General features: G+C 64.9%; 17 protein-coding genes. 10 read left to right on the plus strand and 7 right to left on the minus strand.

Annotated elements, in window-relative coordinates:
* Positions 1-6 precede the first annotated feature (6 nt).
* Together A3AS_RS0123590 and A3AS_RS0123595 are read right to left on the minus strand one after the other, a co-directional pair.
* A complete protein-coding gene (locus A3AS_RS0123590; RefSeq protein ID WP_018320027.1) occupies positions 7-198 on the minus strand; it encodes a hypothetical protein in 192 nt (63 codons plus the stop codon).
* Positions 199-229: 31 nt separating this feature from the next.
* Positions 230-1384, minus strand: a complete 1155-nt coding sequence (locus A3AS_RS0123595) for an MFS transporter (RefSeq protein WP_018320028.1) — start codon at positions 1382-1384, stop codon at positions 230-232.
* A gap of 163 nt (positions 1385-1547) precedes the next feature.
* On the opposite strand from A3AS_RS0123595, the gene A3AS_RS0123600 reads away from it, so the two are divergent.
* Entirely contained in the window at positions 1548-2807 is a 1260-nt protein-coding gene (locus tag A3AS_RS0123600) for an adenylate/guanylate cyclase domain-containing protein (RefSeq protein ID WP_018320029.1), read from the plus strand.
* On the opposite strand, the gene A3AS_RS0123605 is transcribed toward A3AS_RS0123600, so the two are convergent.
* The gene (locus A3AS_RS0123605) at positions 2804-4048 is read right to left on the minus strand and encodes an MFS transporter (protein WP_018320030.1); all 1245 of its coding nucleotides are present in this window, start codon (positions 4046-4048) and stop codon (positions 2804-2806) included. The two genes, A3AS_RS0123600 and A3AS_RS0123605, sit on opposite strands and share 4 nt — an antisense overlap.
* Positions 4049-4215: 167 nt before the next feature.
* Here A3AS_RS0123605 and A3AS_RS0123610 point away from each other — a divergent pair, with 167 nt between their 5' ends.
* The 5 genes from A3AS_RS0123610 (at position 4216) to A3AS_RS0123630 (ending at position 13847) form a co-directional block, all read left to right on the plus strand.
* Positions 4216-5568 carry an Nramp family divalent metal transporter gene (locus A3AS_RS0123610; RefSeq protein WP_018320031.1) on the plus strand — a complete coding sequence of 451 codons (1353 nt, stop codon included), beginning with the start codon at positions 4216-4218 and terminating at the stop codon, positions 5566-5568.
* Positions 5569-6199: 631 nt separating this feature from the next.
* Positions 6200-9259: an adenylate/guanylate cyclase domain-containing protein gene (locus A3AS_RS0123615; protein WP_245283264.1), complete on the plus strand. Its 3060-nt coding sequence runs from the start codon at positions 6200-6202 to the stop codon at positions 9257-9259.
* Between the two features lie 149 nt (positions 9260-9408).
* Positions 9409-10539: a cytochrome P450 gene (locus tag A3AS_RS0123620; protein WP_245283265.1), complete on the plus strand. Its 1131-nt coding sequence runs from the start codon at positions 9409-9411 to the stop codon at positions 10537-10539.
* A gap of 21 nt (positions 10540-10560) precedes the next feature.
* Complete coding sequence (locus A3AS_RS0123625) at positions 10561-12369, plus strand: hypothetical protein (RefSeq protein ID WP_018320034.1); 1809 nt, start codon at positions 10561-10563, stop codon at positions 12367-12369.
* On the plus strand, positions 12366-13847 hold the full coding sequence (locus A3AS_RS0123630; protein ID WP_018320035.1) for a Dyp-type peroxidase domain-containing protein: 1482 nt from the start codon (positions 12366-12368) through the stop codon (positions 13845-13847). Before A3AS_RS0123625 ends, A3AS_RS0123630 begins: the two co-directional genes overlap by 4 nt.
* A gap of 36 nt (positions 13848-13883) precedes the next feature.
* Here A3AS_RS0123630 and A3AS_RS0123635 read toward each other — a convergent pair whose 3' ends face one another.
* From A3AS_RS0123635 to hemB, 3 genes are all read right to left on the minus strand, one after another.
* Positions 13884-14660 carry an arginyltransferase gene (locus A3AS_RS0123635; protein WP_018320036.1) on the minus strand — a complete coding sequence of 259 codons (777 nt, stop codon included), beginning with the start codon at positions 14658-14660 and terminating at the stop codon, positions 13884-13886.
* 122 nt (positions 14661-14782) lie between these two features.
* Complete coding sequence (locus A3AS_RS0123640) at positions 14783-15325, minus strand: RDD family protein (protein ID WP_018320037.1); 543 nt, start codon at positions 15323-15325, stop codon at positions 14783-14785.
* 262 nt (positions 15326-15587) lie between these two features.
* Positions 15588-16649: a porphobilinogen synthase gene (gene hemB, locus A3AS_RS0123645; protein ID WP_018320038.1), complete on the minus strand. Its 1062-nt coding sequence runs from the start codon at positions 16647-16649 to the stop codon at positions 15588-15590.
* 151 nt (positions 16650-16800) lie between these two features.
* Here hemB and A3AS_RS0123650 point away from each other — a divergent pair, with 151 nt between their 5' ends.
* The 4 genes from A3AS_RS0123650 (at position 16801) to A3AS_RS0123665 (ending at position 19058) form a co-directional block, all read left to right on the plus strand.
* Positions 16801-17301 carry a DUF6163 family protein gene (locus tag A3AS_RS0123650; protein WP_018320039.1) on the plus strand — a complete coding sequence of 167 codons (501 nt, stop codon included), beginning with the start codon at positions 16801-16803 and terminating at the stop codon, positions 17299-17301.
* Positions 17302-17827: 526 nt separating this feature from the next.
* Positions 17828-18346: a transcriptional regulator LdtR gene (gene ldtR / locus A3AS_RS0123655; protein ID WP_018320040.1), complete on the plus strand. Its 519-nt coding sequence runs from the start codon at positions 17828-17830 to the stop codon at positions 18344-18346.
* A 198-nt stretch (positions 18347-18544) separates the two neighbouring features.
* The gene (locus A3AS_RS0123660) at positions 18545-18781 is read left to right on the plus strand and encodes a hypothetical protein (RefSeq protein WP_018320041.1); all 237 of its coding nucleotides are present in this window, start codon (positions 18545-18547) and stop codon (positions 18779-18781) included.
* Between the two features lie 55 nt (positions 18782-18836).
* Positions 18837-19058: a hypothetical protein gene (locus A3AS_RS0123665; RefSeq protein ID WP_018320042.1), complete on the plus strand. Its 222-nt coding sequence runs from the start codon at positions 18837-18839 to the stop codon at positions 19056-19058.
* 40 nt (positions 19059-19098) lie between these two features.
* Here A3AS_RS0123665 and A3AS_RS0123670 read toward each other — a convergent pair whose 3' ends face one another.
* Positions 19099-19419 (minus strand): hypothetical protein, encoded by a 321-nt coding sequence (locus A3AS_RS0123670; RefSeq protein WP_018320043.1) that lies wholly within the window; start codon positions 19417-19419, stop codon positions 19099-19101.
* Positions 19420-19584 lie beyond the last annotated feature (165 nt).

The following is a 19584-nucleotide window of genomic DNA, read 5'->3' on the forward strand; positions in this document are numbered from 1 at the left end:
GGCGGATCAGCCTTTTGGTGCCGTCACTGTGGGCGGGCTCGCGTCCGGCGTCTTCTTCGGCTTGAGGGTGCCGGCGTAGAATGAGACCAGCCAGATCAAGAGAACGGCGAGGAGGTAGACGCCCCAGGCCTGCGGCGGGGTGGTGGCCCAGCGCAGGAGGCTTTTGAATGTGCGGGGCGGGCCAGCGTCGTCGGTCATGGCCCGCTTGTGCGCGAAACCTCGGGCATGGTCAATCCGGCCGCGGCTTGGTGCGGATCAGGAACAACGCCGCCAGCGCCGAGAGGCTGAGCGCGGACGAGACGATCAGCACCTTGGCGCCCATGAGGTCGATCAGCAGGCCGAAGGTCAGCGGCGCCACCGCCTGCGCCATCCGTGCCGGGGCGCCGATGATGCCGAGACGGTAGCCGAAATCCTTCGGGCCGAAGATCGACAGCGGCAGCGTGCCGCGCGCGATCGTCAGAATGCCGTTGCCCGAGCCGTGGAACAGCGCGAACGCGCTCGCCGCGGCGCCGCCGAAGATCGCCACGATCACCGCGCCGATGGGGTGGGTCAGGCAGGCGAGCCGGGTCGACCACAGCGGATGGAAGCGGCTGAGGAAGCCGGCTTCCAGGATGCGCGCGCCGACCTGGGCCGGGCCGATCAGCGCGCCGGCGGCGATCGCCTCGACCGGGGTTGCGCCTGTCGTCTCGAGGATGCGCGGGAAATGCGCGGCCATGGCGCCGGTGACGGTCCAGACCGCCGCGAAGATGAAGGCGAGCAGGACCATGGTGCGGTCGAGCGGCAGATGCGGCTTCTCAGCCGCCGCCGCCTGCCTGGCGCCCTTGATCGTCGGCAGCATGAAGAAGTTGAGCGGCAGGCCGATCAGGATGTTGGCAGCGGCCCAGGCAAAGCAGGTCTCGCGCCAGCCGATATGGGACAGGCCCCAGGCCGTGAGCGGCCAGCCGACGGTGGAGGCGAAGCCCGCCATCAGCGTGATGCCTGTGATGGGCCTGCGCGCCTCGGTGCCGTAGATGCGCCCCAGCGCGGCGAAGGCAGCGTCGTAGAGCCCCATCGCCATGCCGATGCCGAGCACAAGCCAGGCGAACACCATCACCGGGACGGAATGTGCGAAGCCAAGCAGCGCGAGGCCGGCGGCAATGGTCAGGTTCGAAGCCGACAGCACCTGCCGGCCGCCGACGAGATCGATCTGACGGCCGATGCGCGGGCCGAGCATCGCCGAGATCACCAGCGAGGCCGAGAACGCGCCAAAGATCCAGTTGGAGGAGACGCCGAGGTCACGCGCCATGGGATCGGCGATCAGCGCCGGCAGATAATAGCTGGATGCCCAGGCCAGGGTCTGCGTGGTGCCGAGCGCCAGGATGATCGGAAGCTGGCGCTGGCTCATATTCCTGTATTTCTGGTCGGCAGTGACATCGGTTCCATTTGCAGCCGGCACGACAGCGCGTCAACCGCGCCTGTGGCATATTCGACCTGCTGCGGGCGGGAGCCTCGTTGTGCACGTTCGCGCGCGGCCTTTCGCCCGTCACGAATGCACGCCATAATGGCGCATGCAATTGACCTCGCGCCTTGCGCTGATGAACTGGCTGACCGGCCAGGGGCTCACGGGCCTTCCCGAAAACGAACTGCTCCGCGGCTTCTGCGAGCGCTGCCGCGCCGAGGGGCTGGAGCTGTCGCGTGCGCTGGTCGTGATCGACACGCTGCATCCGATCTATGAGGGCCGCGGCTTCCGCTGGAGCGACCGTCCCAGCAACGAGAGCGACGCGTTCGAATACCGCTCGACCGCCGAGGGCGACGCCGCCGCAAGCTGGCGCCGCTCGGTGTTCTTCCACATGCTGGAGCATGGCCACGACGAGATGGTGATCGATCTGGCCGACGCGCCGTCGATGGATTTCTCCCAGATCGGCGAGCTCGCCGAAAAAGGCCACAAGCACTATCTCGCCTTCGTGCACCGCTTCGGCGAGAACGGCGCGCTCGGCCTGATGGACTGCCTCTATTCCTGCTGGACCACGCGCCGCGACAGCGGCTTCTCCGGCGGCGAGCTCGAAGCGCTACGCGATCTCGTGCCGGTGCTGGGGCTCGCGATCAAATCGGCCCAGCAGGTCGACATCGCCCGCACGCTCGGGCGCGTCTATCTCGGCCGCGACGCCTCCGAGCAGGTGCTGCGCGGCCGCATCTCGCGCGGCGTCACCGAGCGCATCAACGCCGTGCTCTGGTACTCGGATCTGCGCGGTTCGACCGGAATCAGCGAGAGCATCGGCCCCGACGAGATCATCCCGTTCCTCAACGACTACGCGCAGGCCGTGATCGACGCGATCCACGAGGCCGGCGGCGACGTGCTCAAGCTGATCGGGGACGGCGTGCTCGCGATGTTCTGGGGTGAGGACATGGCGGATGCGCGGCGCGCTGCGCTCCGCGCCGAGCATCTGTTCCGCAAGAACGTCGCGGCATTGAATAGGCGGCGGGAGGCCGACGGCCGTCCCACCACGTCGGCCTATATCGGCCTGCATGTCGGTGAGGTCTTCTACGGCAATATCGGCAGCGAGGACCGGCTCGACTTCACGGTGGTCGGGCCGACCGTCAACGAGGTCAGCCGCATCGCCTCGATGAGCCGCTCGGTCGACCGCGAGCTGTTGGCATCGGCGGAATTCTACAAGGGCCTGGATGCCGCCGGCCGGCGCTATCTGGTCTCCACCGGCCGCTACGCGCTGCGTGGCATCGGCCGTGCGCAGGATCTCTACACGCTCGATCCCGAGGTCGACGCCAGCGAGCCGGTGACGGGGAGCTACGAGCGGTACCTGGCGAATTAGCACCGCGCCGCGACTTCATCCCCCACCATGTCCGGCTGCCGATCCAGCGCCACCGCGGGCGACAGCCAGATCACCAGCGCCTGCGCGCCGAACACGGCGGCCGCGAGATAAAGGCAGGCTTCGGCGCTCCAGAGGCCGCCGACGACCGCGCCCAGCGCCGAGCCGAGCGGGCGCGCGCCGTAGCTCATGATGTTGATGGCGGAGACGCGGCCCAAGAGGCGCGGCGGCGTCACGGACTGGCGCAGCGTCGTGGTCGAGATCACCCAGAGGATCGGCCCGACGCCGAGCAGGAAGAAGCTCAACGCCGCGAGCCAGGGCGAGGGGACCAGCACCGTCAGCGCCATCACCACAGCTGCAACGAAGCCCGTCACCGGGCCGAGGCCGACGACGGTGCCAAAAGCCACGCGCTGCATCACGCGCGTCGCGAACAGCGCGCCGATCACCATGCCGACGCCGTACATGGTCAGCACCGTGCCGACGCCGGCGGCGGTGAGGCCGAGATGGCGCACGGCATAGGGCACGAACACCGCGATCTGCAGGAACCAGCCGGTGTTGAAGATGAACTGGGTGATGAACACCGGCCGCAGCAGCGGATGATGGAATACGAAGGCCGCGCCTTCGCGGATATCCTGGAACGGAGGTCGCCGCGGGGCGGGCGCGCGCGCCGGTTCGAAGATGCCCGAGAGCAGCACCACCGCAATCGCCGAGAGCGCCGCGGCGAAGCCGAACGCCGGGCTCGCGCCCCACCATCCCACCAGCGCGCCGCCGAGGGCGGGTCCGCTGGCGAAGGCGACGGTGCGCGCCAGCTCGATCCGGGCATTCGCCGCCGGCAGGAGGTCGGAGCTCACCAACGACGGCACCAGCGCCGGCGCGGCCACGCTGTAGACGACGGTGCCGCACACGGCTGCGAAGCCGAGCAGCGCCAGCAGCGGAAGATTGAGGGCGCCGAGCGCGAGCAGCAGCACGATTGTCCCGAGGGCCACCGCCCGCAGCGCCTCCGCCCCGGCCATCAGCGAGCGGCGCGAGATGCGGTCGGCGAGCAGGCCGGCCGGAATCGCGAACAGCACGAAGGGCAGGGTCAGCGCGGTCTGCAGCAGGCCGGTCTGGCCTTCCGCGACCCCGAGCGTGAGCACCGCGACGATGGGAGCTGCGGCCAGCGCGATCTGCTCGGCCGACTGCGCCGCGAGGTTGGACCAGGCGAGGCGGCCAAAGGTGTCGGGGAGGCGAGGCGGGTTTGACATGGCTCATTTCCTGCAAAGTCGGGTTGGCGCCAGTATCCGGCGCCAACGGCCGCCAAACCCACCCGCTTCCCGACACGGCGGCGAATAACGGCCGGAGCGGGAACCCATGCCGCTAGATGCAGTTGCAAATGAGTTGCAATAAGACTCGATTTCGGTATTCTCGCCGCATGGATGCCCGATCGCCTGATTTGAGTCCCGACGCCGCCGGCTGGCGCGCTGATGCGCCCGTCACCAAAAGTCTCGCCGAGGTCAACGCCACGGTCGCCATTCCGGCCGCGGGCCGCTGGTGGCGCCGGCTGCTCGCCTTTGTCGGCCCGGGCTATCTGGTCTCGGTCGGCTACATGGACCCCGGCAATTGGGCGACCGACCTCGCCGGTGGCTCCAAGTTCGGCTACACGCTGCTGTCGGTCATCCTGCTTTCGAATTTGATGGCGATCCTGCTGCAGTCGCTGGCGGCACGGCTCGGCATCGTCACCGACCGTGACCTCGCGCAGGCCTGCCGCGCCACCTATTCGCCCGGGGTGAATTTCCTGCTCTGGCTCGCCTGCGAGGCGGCGATCATCGCCTGCGATCTCGCCGAGGTCATCGGCACCGCGATCGCGCTGAAGCTGCTGTTCGGCATTCCCCTGATCGGCGGCGCGCTGCTCACGGCCCTCGATGCCTTCCTGCTGCTGCTGCTGATGAACCGCGGCTTCCGTTTCCTCGAAGCCTTCGTCATCGCGCTGCTGGCGGTGATCGCGGTCTGCTTCGCGGTCCAGATCGTGGCTGCGGCGCCGCCGGTGGCGGAGGTCCTGCACGGCTTCATGCCGAAGAGCGAGATCTTCACCAACCCCGAGATGCTCTACATCGCGATCGGGATCATCGGCGCGACGGTGATGCCGCATAATCTCTATTTGCATTCCTCGATCGTGCAGACGCGCGCCTATGAGCGCAACGACACCGGCCGGCGCGAGGCGATCAAGTGGGCGACGATGGACTCGACCATCGCCCTGATGCTGGCGCTGTTCATCAATGCCGCGATCCTGGTGGTCGCAGCCGCAACCTTCCACAAGAGCGGCCATTCCGACGTTGCCGAGATCGGCCAGGCCTTCGAGCTGCTATCGCCGCTGCTCGGCCTCGGTATCGCCTCGACGCTGTTCGCGGTGGCGCTGCTCGCCTCCGGCCTGAACTCGACGGTGACGGCGACGCTCGCCGGCCAGATCGTGATGGAAGGCTTTCTCGACCTGCGCCTGCCGAGCTGGGCGCGCCGCCTGCTCACCCGCGGCATCGCCATCGTTCCGGTGATCGTGGTGACGGCGATCTATGGCGAGCGCGGCACCGCTGATCTGCTCGTGTTCAGCCAGGTGGTGCTGTCGATGCAGCTGCCCTTTGCGGTGATCCCGCTGGTCCGCTTCGTCTCCGACCGTCGCAAGATGGGGCAGTTCGCGATTCCGGGATATGTCGCGGCGATCGCGTGGATCGTCGCGGGCGTCATCGTGATTTTGAACGTGAAGCTGCTGGTAGATACGCTGTTCGGGTGAGGGCGGCGGCTATCTATCCGGCCCGTTCAAGTGGGCCTTGCTCGAACGGCCCCCGATCAGGCAGCGAGCGTGACCTTTGCGAAAGCGAGCATCTGCCCCGTTAGGTGTCTTAGCTGGCGACTTTGCTTTCGATTTCGCGCGCAGGGGTTGCAAAACCTGGCGTCGGAACTCGATTTGGCAAACTGTCACTTTTCAATTTGCGCGGCGCGCGTATACTAGTTGCAATTGCTGACCGGGCGTACAATAATAACCCCTGTTTCAGCATTGATTTTGCTTCCGGCGGGATGATCGGCGGGTCCTGCGCCGGACCAAGAGCGACCACTGCAATTCTCCGGACTCATCTATCGGTTGTGCGCGAATAGAGTTGGCGCACGAAATTTTTGATTTGATCGTTTGGATTGATCGACAGCTTGTTTTTCTGCTGAGCGGGTTCACGCCCCGAAGGGGCGATGTTCAAGCCAGAACGCGTTGGTAATTTCGTACAAGTCATTGATGAGTGTGTGCTGCCGTGACCAGGTGTCCCGCTTGTTCAGCCCGTATTTCCCGCGAGCATCGCTTCTGCTCTCAATGTGGTGCGAGTCTCAATCGTAACGCGGAGGAGCCGGGCGCCCCGGACCGCGATGCGCACGTCGTGCAGCTGCACCATCATCTTCCCGTTCGCTCGCAGATGCTGACTGAAAACAAGCAGGTCAGCGTGCTGTTCGTCGACGTCTGCAATTCGACCTCCCTGTTGCAGCATGTCGACCCCGAGGAAGCCCGCGCCTATCTCGGCAGGGCATTGGACCGGTTGGCTGAAGCGGTCGAGACCTATGGCGGCACGGTGAGCCAGTTGCTCGGCGATGGACTCGTCGCCTTGTTCGGCGCGCCCGTGGCGCAGGAAGACCACGCCTTGCGGGCGTGCCTTGCCGCTCTCAAGATGCAGAGAGCATCCATTCCAGCCCATGACGTGGGAGGCGTTGTCAGCCCGACGCTGCGCATCGGTATCAATTCGGGCGAGGTGCTGGTCGGTATCGTCGGACAGTACCGGTGGTCCCATTACGGCGCGGACGGAAAGACAATCCATCTCGCTTCGCGACTTGAGAAGATGGCGCCGCCCGGCGGCATCCTGATCAGCGCCGCGACGCAGCGGCTGGTCGCGCAGCAGATCGACACGCGTACGGCGGGCGTGCGGATCGTGCGCGGACTGGATGTTCCGATCGAAGTGCATGAAGTCGTGGTGGAGACCGAAAGTTCGGCGGCTGCGCCATTGACGCGGAAGCCGCGCTGGGCGCCTCTGATCGGACGCGAAGACACCTTGAGGATCCTGGAAGGGACCCTGGAGACCGTTCAAAAGTCCGGAATGCGAACCATCGGGTTGTGTGGCGATGCCGGGATCGGCAAGTCGCGCCTGATCGTCGACTGGATGGACAGCCTCGCGCAAGAGGGCGTGGACGTCTGCTTTTCGCAGGCGAGAGGGTATGCGAGCACGCGGGCCTACAGCACCGCCACCGATCTGACTGCAAGTTTGGTCGGGCTTGCGCAAACCAGCGCGGCAGACATTCGGCATTCCGCCAAGCAGGCGTTGATTGCGAAATGGCCCGATGACGGCGCCGAGCATCTGGCGGCGGTCAATGATCTCTTGGGACTTGCGGCGCCGGATGAGGCCTGGCTGGCGCTGAACCCGGCGCAACGACGGCGCCGGATCGGCGAGGCGTTGCTCTGGCTCGTGCGCAGACGCGTGCGGTCCGGCGCTTTCCTGCTCGTGCTCGAGGACGTCTTCCTGGCCGACCGCGAGAGCCGGCGGCTGTTCGAGGGCCTGCTTCCAAAACTTCAGGCGCTGCCGGTCCTGATTTGCGTCACCTATCGACCGGATTTCGACCATCAGTGGCGTCGGGCGTCCTGGTTTTCCGAGCGCGTGATCGAGCCGCTGGGCGACGGAGAAATGCTCCAGCTCGCGCGCGCCTGTCTCGGCGATGATCCGTCCGTGCTTGGCGTCATGACCGAACTGGTCGCCCGTGCCGACGGCAATCCCTTCTTCCTGGAGCAACTGGTTTTCACGCTGATCGATGACGGGTCGCTGGAAGGGACCCCCGGCGCCTACCGTTTGCAGAGGCCTCTCGGAGAGCTGCGGGTGCCGGGCTCCATCGCGGCGGTGATCGGGGCGCGGGTCGACAGGCTGCCCGAAGCCGCAAAGTCGGCGCTCGAGGCTGCGGCCATCCTTGGTGATCCCATCACGCGCGATCTGGTTGCCGCGATGCAGGCCGTGGACCTCGATCGCGCCGAAGAATTGCTAGGCCTTTGTGTCGCATCCGGATTGCTGACGAGTCCGGACCAGGCGAGGGGCTCGCACGGATCGCACGCCTTCGCGTTCCGCCATGCCTTGGTCCGTGACGTCGTGCTCGGGGTGCTCACGCGCGCCAGGCTCAAGGCGCTGCATCGCCAAGCCTTCCTGGCGCTGCACGCCCAGCCCGGGGCCGCCGATGTCGATGCCGCGCCGGCACTGGCGCATCATGCCTTCGGGGGCGAGGAATGGGAGCAGGCGGCAAGATTCGCCGTCAAGTCGATGGCGCGTGCCATCTCGCGCTCGGCCAATCGGGAGGCCGTCCAATTGCTGGAGAAGGGCATCCAGGCGGCACGGCGCGTCGAGGGCGCGACGACCGCCCAGACCCTGGAACTCGCGCTCCGGCTGGAGGCCATTGGCGCAATGCTGGCTCTCGGGCAGATCGACGAGATCTTCGACAACATGGAGCGGGCTGAAGCCATCGCCGTGCAACTGAACGATCAGCGTGCACGAGCGGCGGTTTCGACCGAGACGGCAGTGTTTCTGTGGATGCGCGGACGTTTCGAGCAAGGTCTGGGCTACGCTTCGCAGGGACTGGAAGCGGCTCGCCTCGCACAGCGTCGTCACATGATGATGGCGGCGCATCAGACCCGCCTCATGCATCTGCATGCGCTCGGGCGGTACGCGGACGCGGCGGCCGAGGGCCGGATCCTGCTGTCGGACTACGAACCGGAATTGTCGGCGCATTATGTCCAGCCCGGCTGGGCGGCGATTCCGATCATCAACCTGTACGCATTTCACGCCAGCACGCTGTGGCGCCTCGGGGATGGCGGCGCGGCGGACGATTTCTTCGCCAAGAGCTATGAGATTCTGTCGAACATCGATCACCCATATTCCCGTCTGTTGATCGACACGGTCCAATCGCAGATCTGGGTCGAACGCGAGGAGCTCGACCGTGCCGAGTCCCTGATGCGCACGGGTGTGCAGCAATGCATGACGCACAACGTGCCGACCATGCTGTCCGTCTGCACCGGCGTTCTCGGCAGCGCGCTGGCGCGCAATGGCAAGGCCGCCGAAGCGGTGCCCATGCTGGAGAAGGGGTTCGCCGATCGCATCTACGAGGCGGCCGGCCCCTATGGCAGGACGTTCATGCGTGTGAGCCTGGGTGTCGCCTATCGCAAGCTCGGACGACTGGACGATGCGATCGCCGTCGGACGCAAAGCGGTCGAGCAAGCCGCCGAGGAATACGGACACCAGACCGAAGCCCTGTATGAGCTCGCCGAAACGCTGCGGCAGGCCGGCGATCAGGCCGGGGCCGAAGCGCATTTCAAGCGAACCGCCGAGGCGGCGGAGCGTCTGGGCATGCCTCACTACCGGATGCGGGCCGCCGCGGCGCTCGCAGATTGGCGGAAGGACGGGTACGCAGCATGAAAATCTCAGCTGGCACTCCTGATGCAATGCCGCCGGGGCTCCGCAGCCTCTCCTATGGGATCTTCTGTTGGGCCAATCGCCGTCCGAGGGCATTGCGAGCCGTCGGTGCCCTGTTTCGGCTTTGGCCGTTCGCGGGCGGCTGGTTCGGCATGGCGGCACGCGCCAGTGCGGTCAAGGGTGTCCTGACCAGGCCGCAGAGTTTCTCGAACTCTGCCCATGCGGCCAATCTGGCCGCCGGCGATTACCTGATTGGCATGGATCCGGGCCCTACCTACCACGACGACCGGCGTCTGCTCGATGCCCGGTTGGCTTTGCTGGCTGCGAGCTTGCCGGCTGCGGCCGATCAGGAGGTTCAGCGACTCGTCGAGCAGCTTGGGCAACTCGGCACGAACAAGTCGTTCGACCTCATTGACGACTACCTGATGTGGATCGTGTTTCGAGCGATGGATCCGCTGTTCGGAGCGGCAACGGGCAAGGTGGTGGCGGGCGCGCATGGCAATTTCAACGACCCGGGGCTACAACGGCAATATCTCCTGGAAATCAGATATGTCGCAGGCCAGCTCCTTGCCGGAAGCACTGCGACGCTGAGGGTTCAGCGACGGGCAGAACTCTGCTCGGATGCGTTGCGGGCACGTATCGCCGCCGTGAGCCGCGACATCGAACAGGCTTGGGGTGTCCACAGCACCGCCAGCGAGATCACGCGGAATGCCGCCGGTCTTGCCTGGATTTCGCATCCGGTCACGGTGCAATCGGGGGCACTGGCCGTGCAGGAGTTGCTCGGGCGCTCCGGGGTTCACCGGGCCTTGCGGGCGGAAGCCGAGCGGCTCGGGCCGGCCCGCGTTTGGCAAGACGCCAAGTTCCGCGATCTGGTGCGCGAGCACGTGCTCGAGCTGATGCGCTTTCGGCCCATCTTTCCGCTGCTCGCGCGCGACGTGCCGCGCGATACGGAATTCGAGACCGGGGCGCGGCACAACGCGCCGTGCTCCGCTGGCGGCAAGATGGCGATCTGGTCGATTGCCGCCCTGTTCGATTCCAGGGTGGTCAAGAAGAGCCGTCAGTTCTGTCCCGCCCGCAATTGGGGGCCGCATCAGGATTTGCGCTGGCTGATGTTCGGATACGGCACCCGCCAATGTCCTGCCAAGGATTACGCGGTCGAAATCCTGACCAGCGCGCTGATCGGTCTGCTGATCCTGCCCGAGCTGCGACTGACGCGGGGCGAGGGCAAGGCCATCGCCTATGACGGCCCATTGATGTCTCGCATGCGCGTGAAGTTCGTCTGACGGATCGTGGAAGGACAGTCCATGCTCAAAATGGTCCGGCAACAGATGATCTGCATCATTGCGCCAGGCTGGCGCGGCGCGGTGGATTTTTCCGACTCGGGAGACATGCAGTCCGCGCTGAATGCACTGTTTGACGATGTTGCTGTCATTCAGTTCGCGTCCATCGCACTGTTGCCGGCGCGCACGGACGCAGAGGACCAGGCGCCGCTGCTGATGCTCGAGCTTGCCGTCGAGGAAGGCATCGACCCCAAGGACATGCTGTACAGGCTGGTCCATCATCCCAGCGGCGCGATGTGGTCGCTCTTCAGCTCCTACTGGCCCGGCGGCGGGCCTGCGCTGGTGAGCGCGCGCAACGGACAATTGTTCGACAAGCTGATCGGGTGGCTCAGTCTCGCCGATGGCGGTTTCGTCGGTCCTCGCGACCGAACGGCCCGCCAGATCAGGAAGGAGCACGATCTCCTGATATGGACCCGGGACGAGGGACGCAAGTTGAGAGCCATGTACGGCGATGACCGTGCATCGTTCGCGCTTGCGCTGGCGCAGCGGGCATTCCAGGACCCGCGCTTCGACTGGGCGATGCAGCCTGCACCGCGGTCCTATTGGCGCGGGAAGGGTGCGAGCATCTCGGCAAAGGTCGGCTATGGGCTCACGATTTTCGGCTTGTGGCTGGCCCTGGTCTGGCTCGTGGGCGCGCTGCCGAAAGGATTGTTCGGCGCGATCACCTGGTTCGTCGGCGCATCTTGGCCCGACGTGCAGTCCGTGGTGGACGTCATAAGCACTGTGAGCATGGCGATCGTGTGGGCGAGCGTCAGGGCGCTTCTCGCCTTTGTCGCGCTGCTGTTCCTGGGGTGGCTGCTCCTGGTCGCGCTGCCGGCCCTGTTCGCGCCCTGGCGGCGATGGGTGGACAGCGTCCGCCGCGAACTCGAACGGCCGACCGAGACGTGGTCGTCATTCTCCACCCGTGTGGTCGGCTGGATCGTGGTCGTGCCGTTGCTCGTTGCCATTTTGGTGTGCGCGGTGGTCTTCGTCTTCTATCCCAAGCCGATCATGGAAGGGATCACGGCTTTGACTGCGCGGGTTCCGGGATGGGAGCTCGCCCTCTTCGGCGTGCTTGCGATCGTCGCGCTGCTCTGCATCGGGACCTTCTTCTCCTGGATCAATCGCCGGTTTGAGGCCTTGAGCAAGTGGTTCTTTCATCCCTACGAAGACGATGTTGCCCGGGCCCAGCAGGTTCATCCGTCAATCGACCAGTGCGAAGCGCTGTTGGCCAGTGGGACCGCGCACATGGTCAGCCTGACTGATATCCGCAGCCCGAACGGATGGAGTGCCTGGTGGATCCGTGTGTCCCTGCGTGTCGTGACCTTCTTTGGGCGGGTGTTCTTCACCGAGGGGCGGCTCGGTGATGCACCGGGTATCCATTTCGGCCATTGGCACATTATCGAGGACGGCCGGCGCTTTCTATTCTGCTCGAACTATGACGGCAATTTCGGCGGTTACCTCGACGATTTCATCAACGGCGCGACGATCGGGACCACGTTGGCCTGGCGATGGACGACGCTGAGGCCGCGGGGATCGGCGGCGGTCGGGCAGCCGGACATCAAGGTGCCGCGCGATTTTCCGCCGACGCGTTTCGTGCTTTTTCGCGGTGTGAAGTGCGAGTTGAAATTCAAGTCCTACGCCCGCGACAGCATGCTTCCGCACATGTATCGCTTCGACGCGTGCAAAGCGACGATCGAGGAGATCGACCTCGCGACCGGCCTGCGCGATGCCCTGTTCGGCGAGCGCAACGACAGGAACGACGACTTCATCATGAGGGCGATCGAAACATGAAGGCTTCGCATCTCTCCGAACAGCTCGAGGACATTCAGGGAATGCTCGGAAGCGGCTTTGGCTGGTTGAAGACCAGCCGCTTCTGGCTGCTGACGATCAAGGCGGGCCGCGAGGACGATGCCCGGGCGTGGCTCGCAGGGCTCGTCGACAAGAAGCTGGTCGTCAGTGCCGCCGATGTCAGGAAATCGAGGACCCACCCCGTCGACGATGCCGTCGCGATCGCTTTCAGCTATTTGGGGCTGGCAAAGCTCGGATGCGACGAGACTGCTGCGCATCCGTTCCCGTCCCCGTTCAGCAGCGGCATGGGCTGCGACCTGCGCGCGTTGCTGTTGAGGGACAGCCCGCGAGAATGGCGCTGGTCCGATGTTGAAGGCGGTGCCGGCGACCCCGTGCATGTCCTGGTTGGCGAATGGAGAATGCGACGGAACGCTGCCGAGATGGCGAGCGCGCCGGAGAAGTCAGCAGAACTGGATCCTGATCCCAGCGTGTTCGATGTCATCAAGATCGACAACGACCCCTGCGCCTTCCAGCAGAAGGCGGGCGACGAAGAAGAGAGATTGTACGAGTCCTTCGGGTTTCGCGATGGCCTCGCGCAGCCCGTGATCAGCGAGCTCAGGGAAGAGCGCGGCGCCGAGCGCAGGAAAATCAGGCGGGATGCCGGCATCCTGTACGAGGATCGCGTCGTCGCCCCGGGGGAATTCATTCTGGGCTATCGCAACGAATATGACGAGCTGACCTATTGCCCCAACGTCAAGCGATGGCCGGGCGATGCCACGTATACGAGCGGCCGCTTCGCGCTGAACGGAACCTATCTCGCGGTTCGCCAGATTGAGCAGGATGTCGACGCGTTCGCGAAATTTGAAGCGGTCTACGGCCAGGCCGTCTGCGAGAAGGTGATGGGCCGTCGAAAGAATGGAAAGCCATTGTCGTGGCAGGGCGATCCCGACGTTTCGATTTCGGATTCGGAAGCCGATGCATTTCGCTTTCGTGTCGACGACGCGAACGGCTTTGGCTGTCCGAAGGGAGCCCATATCCGCCGGGTCAATCCGAGGGATACGCTCGGCATCGACGTGCAATCGAGCATCAAGTCGGTCAAGCTGCACCGGCTGCTGCGCCGAGGTCGGCCCTATCGCGAGGAGGTTGCGAACGATAAGCCGCGCAAGGGCATCTTCTTCATCGCGTGCAACGCCGATCTCGAGCGGCAGTTCGAGTTCATCTACCAGCGCTGGTTGCGAAATCCCCGGTTCGTCTGCCTCAACGACCAGGACGACCCTCTCGTCGGCAAGCCCGCTGCCACCAGGAGCTTCTCGATGCCGGGATTGGCAAGCGGCGAGGAAGTGTCGCTGGCTGCTTTTACGCGGACGCTGGGGGGAGGCTATTTCTTCCTTCCCGGAATCTCTGCGCTCAAATTCATCCTCGGCCGCGAGGGCATTTCCAAAGCGGCCGGCCCGGAGGCAGTCGTAGCTCTGGCGCGTTGAAAGCCGGCGCGAGGTCGGAAGGGGCAACCGTGAGGGTTAATCCTGCGGCTCGGACGCCGCATCGCCCTGTGCGTCGATCCGCAGCCAGCCCGAGGGCGCGAGGCGCTGCTGTGGCAGGAAGCGGGCCTTGTAGTCCATCTTCTTCGAGCCCTCGATCCAGTAGCCGAGATAGACGTAGGGCAACCCTTGCCGGCGGGCGCGGGCGATGTGGTCGAGGATCATGAAGGTGCCCATCGAGCGGCTGACCTGGCCCGGCTCGAAGAATGAATAGACCATCGATAGGCCGTCGCTGAGCACATCGGTGAGTGCGACCGCGATCAGCTCCTCGCCACGGCCGGTGATGCCGCTGTCGGGGCCGCGCTTGCGGTATTCGATGATGCGGGTCTCGACATGGCTGTCCTCGACCATCATGGCGTAGTCGAGCACGGTCATGTCGGCCATGCCGCCATGGCGGTGGCGGGCGTCGAGATAGGCACGGAACACCGAATATTGCTCGGAGGTCGGCACCGCGCTGCGCTGCTCGCCGATGATGTCCGCGTTGCGCGCCATCACCTTGCGGAAGTTGCGGGAGGGGCGGAACTCGTTGGCGATGACCCGGACCGAGACGCAGGCGCGGCACTGGTCGCAGGCCGGGCGGTAGGCGATCGACTGGCTGCGGCGGAAGCCGCCATGGGTCAGGAGGTCGTTGAGGTCACCGGCGCGCTCTCCCACGAGGTGCGTGAACACCTTGCGCTCATGCCGACCCGGCAGATACGGGCAGGGGGACGGCGCCGTAAGGTAAAATTGGGGGGTATCGCGCGAGTGCTGGGTCAAGGGACGTCGTGGGCCTCCAAAGTGAGTATCAGCATCGCGCTACGGAAGCCCCCGGTCAATTGGTCAGCTCGGCAGGTCAGGTCAGCAGTCACCTTAGTGGATCCCGGTTAGTAGGCGGTTGATCACCAGGTCCTTGCCGCCTGCGGCACCGGCGCGCGGACGGAATTGTTGATCACGACCGTTCCCAGCACGAAATCGTGCAGTAAGCGCCGGCGGCCGTTGAACAGGCCGAGCAGCACGACGAAAGGCGTCAGGAAGCAGACCGTCACATAGAACAGCACGGCATGGGTGGCGCCGAGCACGAAGTAACCGGGTGCGCCGTACCAGGTGCGTAGCTCCAGATCCATCACCCGCATGCCGATCGTCGCGGAGGAGGGGCCGCCAATGCAGGCGCCGTAATAGACGATGGCCCAGATCACGGAGGCCGGCCAGGCCAGCCAGAACAGCGCCCAGCCGATGCCGAGCGTGACCACGCCAAACAATGCGATGAAGATGTAGCCGAGGATCACCGGCACCGAGATCACTACCATGTCGATCAGGAAGGCGAACACGCGCCGCGTCGCAACGCCGCGGAACAGCTCCGGGTGCAGATAGGGGTCGTAGGCGTGCGGCTGCGCGCCGCCGTCATTGCGCCAGGCGCCCGAATTGCCCGAGTCGTACGACATGATCCGTCCTCCCAGAGGGAAACAGAAGGAAAACCCTCAAGGCAGGACATGGGAACAGGCTCTTCCCCTGCCAAGGGCGCAGGGACGTTAACAAGCCGAAATATTCCGGCGATTCGGGGGCGGATGGGGCGCGGCGCTCGCGCGCAGGACACCGGTGCCGGAAGGTGGGCAAAGGCGCGTAGCGCCGTGCCCACCATTGCCCGCTATCTTGCGCGATGGATGGATTGGTGGGCACGCTTCGCTTTGCCGACCCTACGGCACCTTATCCCTGCGCGCGCAGCTTCTCCGCCGCCTTCGGCGCAAAATAGCTCAGCACGCCATCGGCGCCGGCGCGCTTGAAGGCGAGCAGGCTCTCCATCATGGCGCGCTCGCCGTCGAGCCAGCCGTTGTTCGCGGCGGCCGCGATCATCGCGTATTCGCCGGAGACCTGGTAGGCGAAGGTCGGCATCGCAAACGTGTCCTTCACGCGGCGGACGACATCGAGATAGGGCATGCCGGGCTTCACCATCACCATGTCGGCGCCTTCGGTGATGTCGAGCTCGACCTCGCGCAGCGCCTCGTCGGTGTTGGCGCTGTCCATCTGATAGGTGCGCTTGTCGCCGGTCAGCGTCTTGGCCGAACCGATGGCGTCGCGGAACGGGCCGTAGAAGGCTGAGGCGTATTTCGCGGCGTAAGCCATGATCTGCACGTCGAGCAGGCCGGTGCGGTCCAGGCCTTCGCGGATCGCGGCGACGCGGCCGTCCATCATGTCGGAGGGCGCGATGATGTCGCAGCCGGCTTCGGCCTGCACCAGCGCCTGGCGCACCAGCACGGCGACCGTCTCGTCGTTCAAGATCCTGCCGTCCGAGATCAGGCCGTCATGGCCGTGGCTGGTGAAGGGGTCGAGCGCGACGTCGCAGAGGACGCCGATCTCCGGAAACTCCTTCTTGATCGCGCGCACTGCCTGGCAGACCAGATTGTTCGGATTGGTGGCTTCAGAGCCTTCCTCGTCGCGCAAGGAGGGCTCGGTGTAGGGAAACAGCGCAAGGCAGGGGATGGTGAGCTTCATGGCGCGCTCGGCCTCGCGCACGGCCTGGTCGACGCTGAGGCGCTCGACGCCGGGCATCGAGGCGACCTGCTCGCGCTTGCTGGTGCCGTCGATCAAGAACAGCGGCCAGATCAGATCGTCGGTGGTGAGGACGTTCTCGCGCACCATGCGCCGGGCCCATTCGGCCTTGCGGTTGCGGCGCGGGCGGACGGTCAGATCGAGGGCATGGGGCACCGCCGCTCCCTCGCGGCGCGAAACCTCGCGCAATTCGATCGGACGTCCGTATTTGATCGCCATCACTCTTCCTCCGGCTGGAATTATTCTTATACCAGCTCGCATGGTTCCCGCCACCGCGGCTTGACCTGCCGCAAGGCAGAATTGAGCTGACCTTGGCAGTCGAGCTTGGGCGCCGATTGATTTTGCAGTCCGAAGCAGCCAGAAGGGGGCCATGTCCGAGATTTCCACCCGCGATGCGGCCCGTGACGGCAGCCCCAGGGACGCCGTCAGAGACAGCGCCAGAGACAGCGCGATGTCGGTGGCTGCGATCTCGTCGGAGCGCTCGGAGTCCGACGACAATGTCTGGACGCGCCGCCTCGTGCTGTTCCTGCGGGTGATGGCGCTGCTCTCGATCCTGAAGGGCCTCTATCACTGGGCGCAGGTGACGGGCTTCGTCGGCGGCGAGGACGAGGCGTTCGAAAACCAGTCGATGGCCTGGCAGGCCGCGACCGTCTATTTCGCGGTGATCGAACTCGTCGCCGCTGTCGGCCTGTGGCTGGCAACGCCGTGGGGCGCGGTGGTGTGGCTCACCACCGTGGTGTCGATGGCGGTGATCGAGCTGATGTTCCCGGGCATCTACGGCGGCAGCCTGATCGTCGTCGGCGTCGAAGCCTTCATGCTCGCCGCCTATCTCGCGCTCGCCTGGATGGCCGCGCGCGAACGGCCGCCGTAGCGCGCGGACAACGCGCGCTCTCGTGCCCCGGACGCAACGCAGCGCGCCGCGCTTGCGGCGTGATGCGTTGCAGAGCCGGGGCCCATCTCTCCGCGATCTCGTTTGTGGCTTTCTGGGTCCCGACTCTGCGCTCCGCTTCGCTGCGCTTGTCCGGGACACGAGAGCGAAGGCGCGGAGTTGTGCCGGATTGGTTGACCGTTGGTTGCCTAAAATTTGCGGTAAGTTTTCGTTGACCAGCCGGTTCCGCCACAGCCGTTACGCGCCCGTTTCGAAACGGAGCGGGGCTGTTCTGGAATGCGACAGTTGCAGCGGACGGAGGGTGAACAGGACCTTGCGAAGGTCAACAGAGGCTTTCGAAAAGTGCTTGTGGCACAGGCTTAATCCGCAATTCACTGTCTTAAATTCATGATCTCTTTATTCTCTTATTTAAGCCGATCTTCAAACGAGCCCCTTAAGTTGCACCTATCAGACGGGACACAAGTTTCGTCGAATAAGTGTCGATAAAAACGACAACAGGGGAAGTGTCATGATGAAAGCCGTCGCAACTGCGGCAGATACCGCAGAGCGCGTCTCCGGCCAGCAGGGTTCGGTGCAGTCGCTCTATCTGGAAGCTTTGACTCTGGTGGAGCGGCTGCATCGCCGGCTCCTCGACGTGATCAAGGACGAATTCGATCGCCGCGGCCGCGCGGACATCAACTCGGTGCAGGCTCTCCTGCTCTACAACATCGGCGACAAGGAGCTGACCGCGGGCGAGCTGCGCACGCGCGGTTACTATCTCGGCTCCAACGTCTCCTACAATCTGAAGAAGCTCGTCGAGCTCGGCTTCCTCGACCATCAGCGCTCGCGCGTTGATCGCCGCTCGGTGCGCATTCGCCTGACCCCGCAGGGCCAGGAAGTCCGCCGCATCGTCGATGCGCTCTACCAGAAGCACGTCAAGACGGTGGAGCAGGTCGGCGGCATCTCGGGCGAGGAATTCTCGACCCTCAACAAGTCACTGCACCGCCTCGAGCGGTTCTGGACCGACCAGATCCTGTATCGGCTCTGAGTTTCCAAGGGATAAGGCCAAGCCGGCCCGCAACAAGACCGGCAAGCCGCCCGAACGTGCCTCAACTTCCCCAGCGCGCCGGCCCGGAGTTGCCCCGGACCGGTGCGTTTTGCATTTTGCACCTGCGAAGAAAATTTTGCGACCCGAGGAACCAGTTCCGGGCCTGGCGCTTATCTCCTTCGGATCGGAGAAAGGTCGATGCTGGTCGAGCGCGGGCTGCAGGCGATGAACGTGGAACTCGTGAGCGAGGCCTACGCCATCGCCGCAAACTACCTTCGCCGTTCCGGCGCGATCCCCGATACGCTCGTCACCGACGAACGCCTGCTCGGGATCATCATCAAGCTGCTCCAGAACGGGGAGTTCAACAAGATCCGGCTCGCCAACACGGCGATCGCCCGGTTCCAGGCGCAGGCCGAGGCCCGCGCCGTTGCCTGATCAACAGTCCCAAAATACCGACGAAGCCAGAATATCGCACGAACCAGAGGGTGCCATGGAAGCCGCCATCGACCGCATCATGCAGACCTATGACCTGCTCGCCAACCGCACCGCCGCGGCCAGCGAGGAGGCGAGGGAGAAGGTCACGAACTATCTCAACATCCTGATGGAAGCGGGCGAGAAGGACACCCACCGATTGACGGTCTGCGGCCTGACGTATCTGCGCCAGCTCGACGGCAGCGTGGACCCGGTGAAGGCGGGGTATACCGGGTTGTAGGAGGGGAGGCCGGGCTACGGCACCCAGATCGGCCGCAGCTCTAGTCGAACTTGACCTTTTCGGTCCGTGATCCGGGAGGACCAAACCTTTTCACGGCGTATCCTCCCTTGAGAGCTGGCCAACTGCTCAAGATCGGGAGGATTGCCTCGAAAAGTGCATTTGCATCTGGGCCGTACATAAACAGCTGGCATTCGCCGCCACCGAACTCGTCGCCATCAAATTCGCCGACTTCCTGCAAAACGATTGCGTCTTGCAGCCTGTCGGAGACGCTGTGAATGGAAGCGTGTTCCTCGGCTGTTCCACGACCGGGGTTCGACAAAGGGACGTGCACCTTCACGCAGTGCTCGATCTTGACTGACATTATGCCTCCACGTTCCCTTAGCGGCCCAAGCCGCGCTGGTAATCCTATAGCCCGCCGGCCCGCCGAAAGTCTGTCTCCTTCTGCGTGCGCTTGATTATAGGCGCAATTTTAGATGGGTTGCGGGTCGGCCTTCGCAACGGTCAGGGATCAAGGCTAGGGTCCAGC

Origin of the sequence: Bradyrhizobium sp. WSM2793 (genome assembly GCF_000379585.1) — a bacterium.
GTDB lineage: Bacteria > Pseudomonadota > Alphaproteobacteria > Rhizobiales > Xanthobacteraceae > Bradyrhizobium.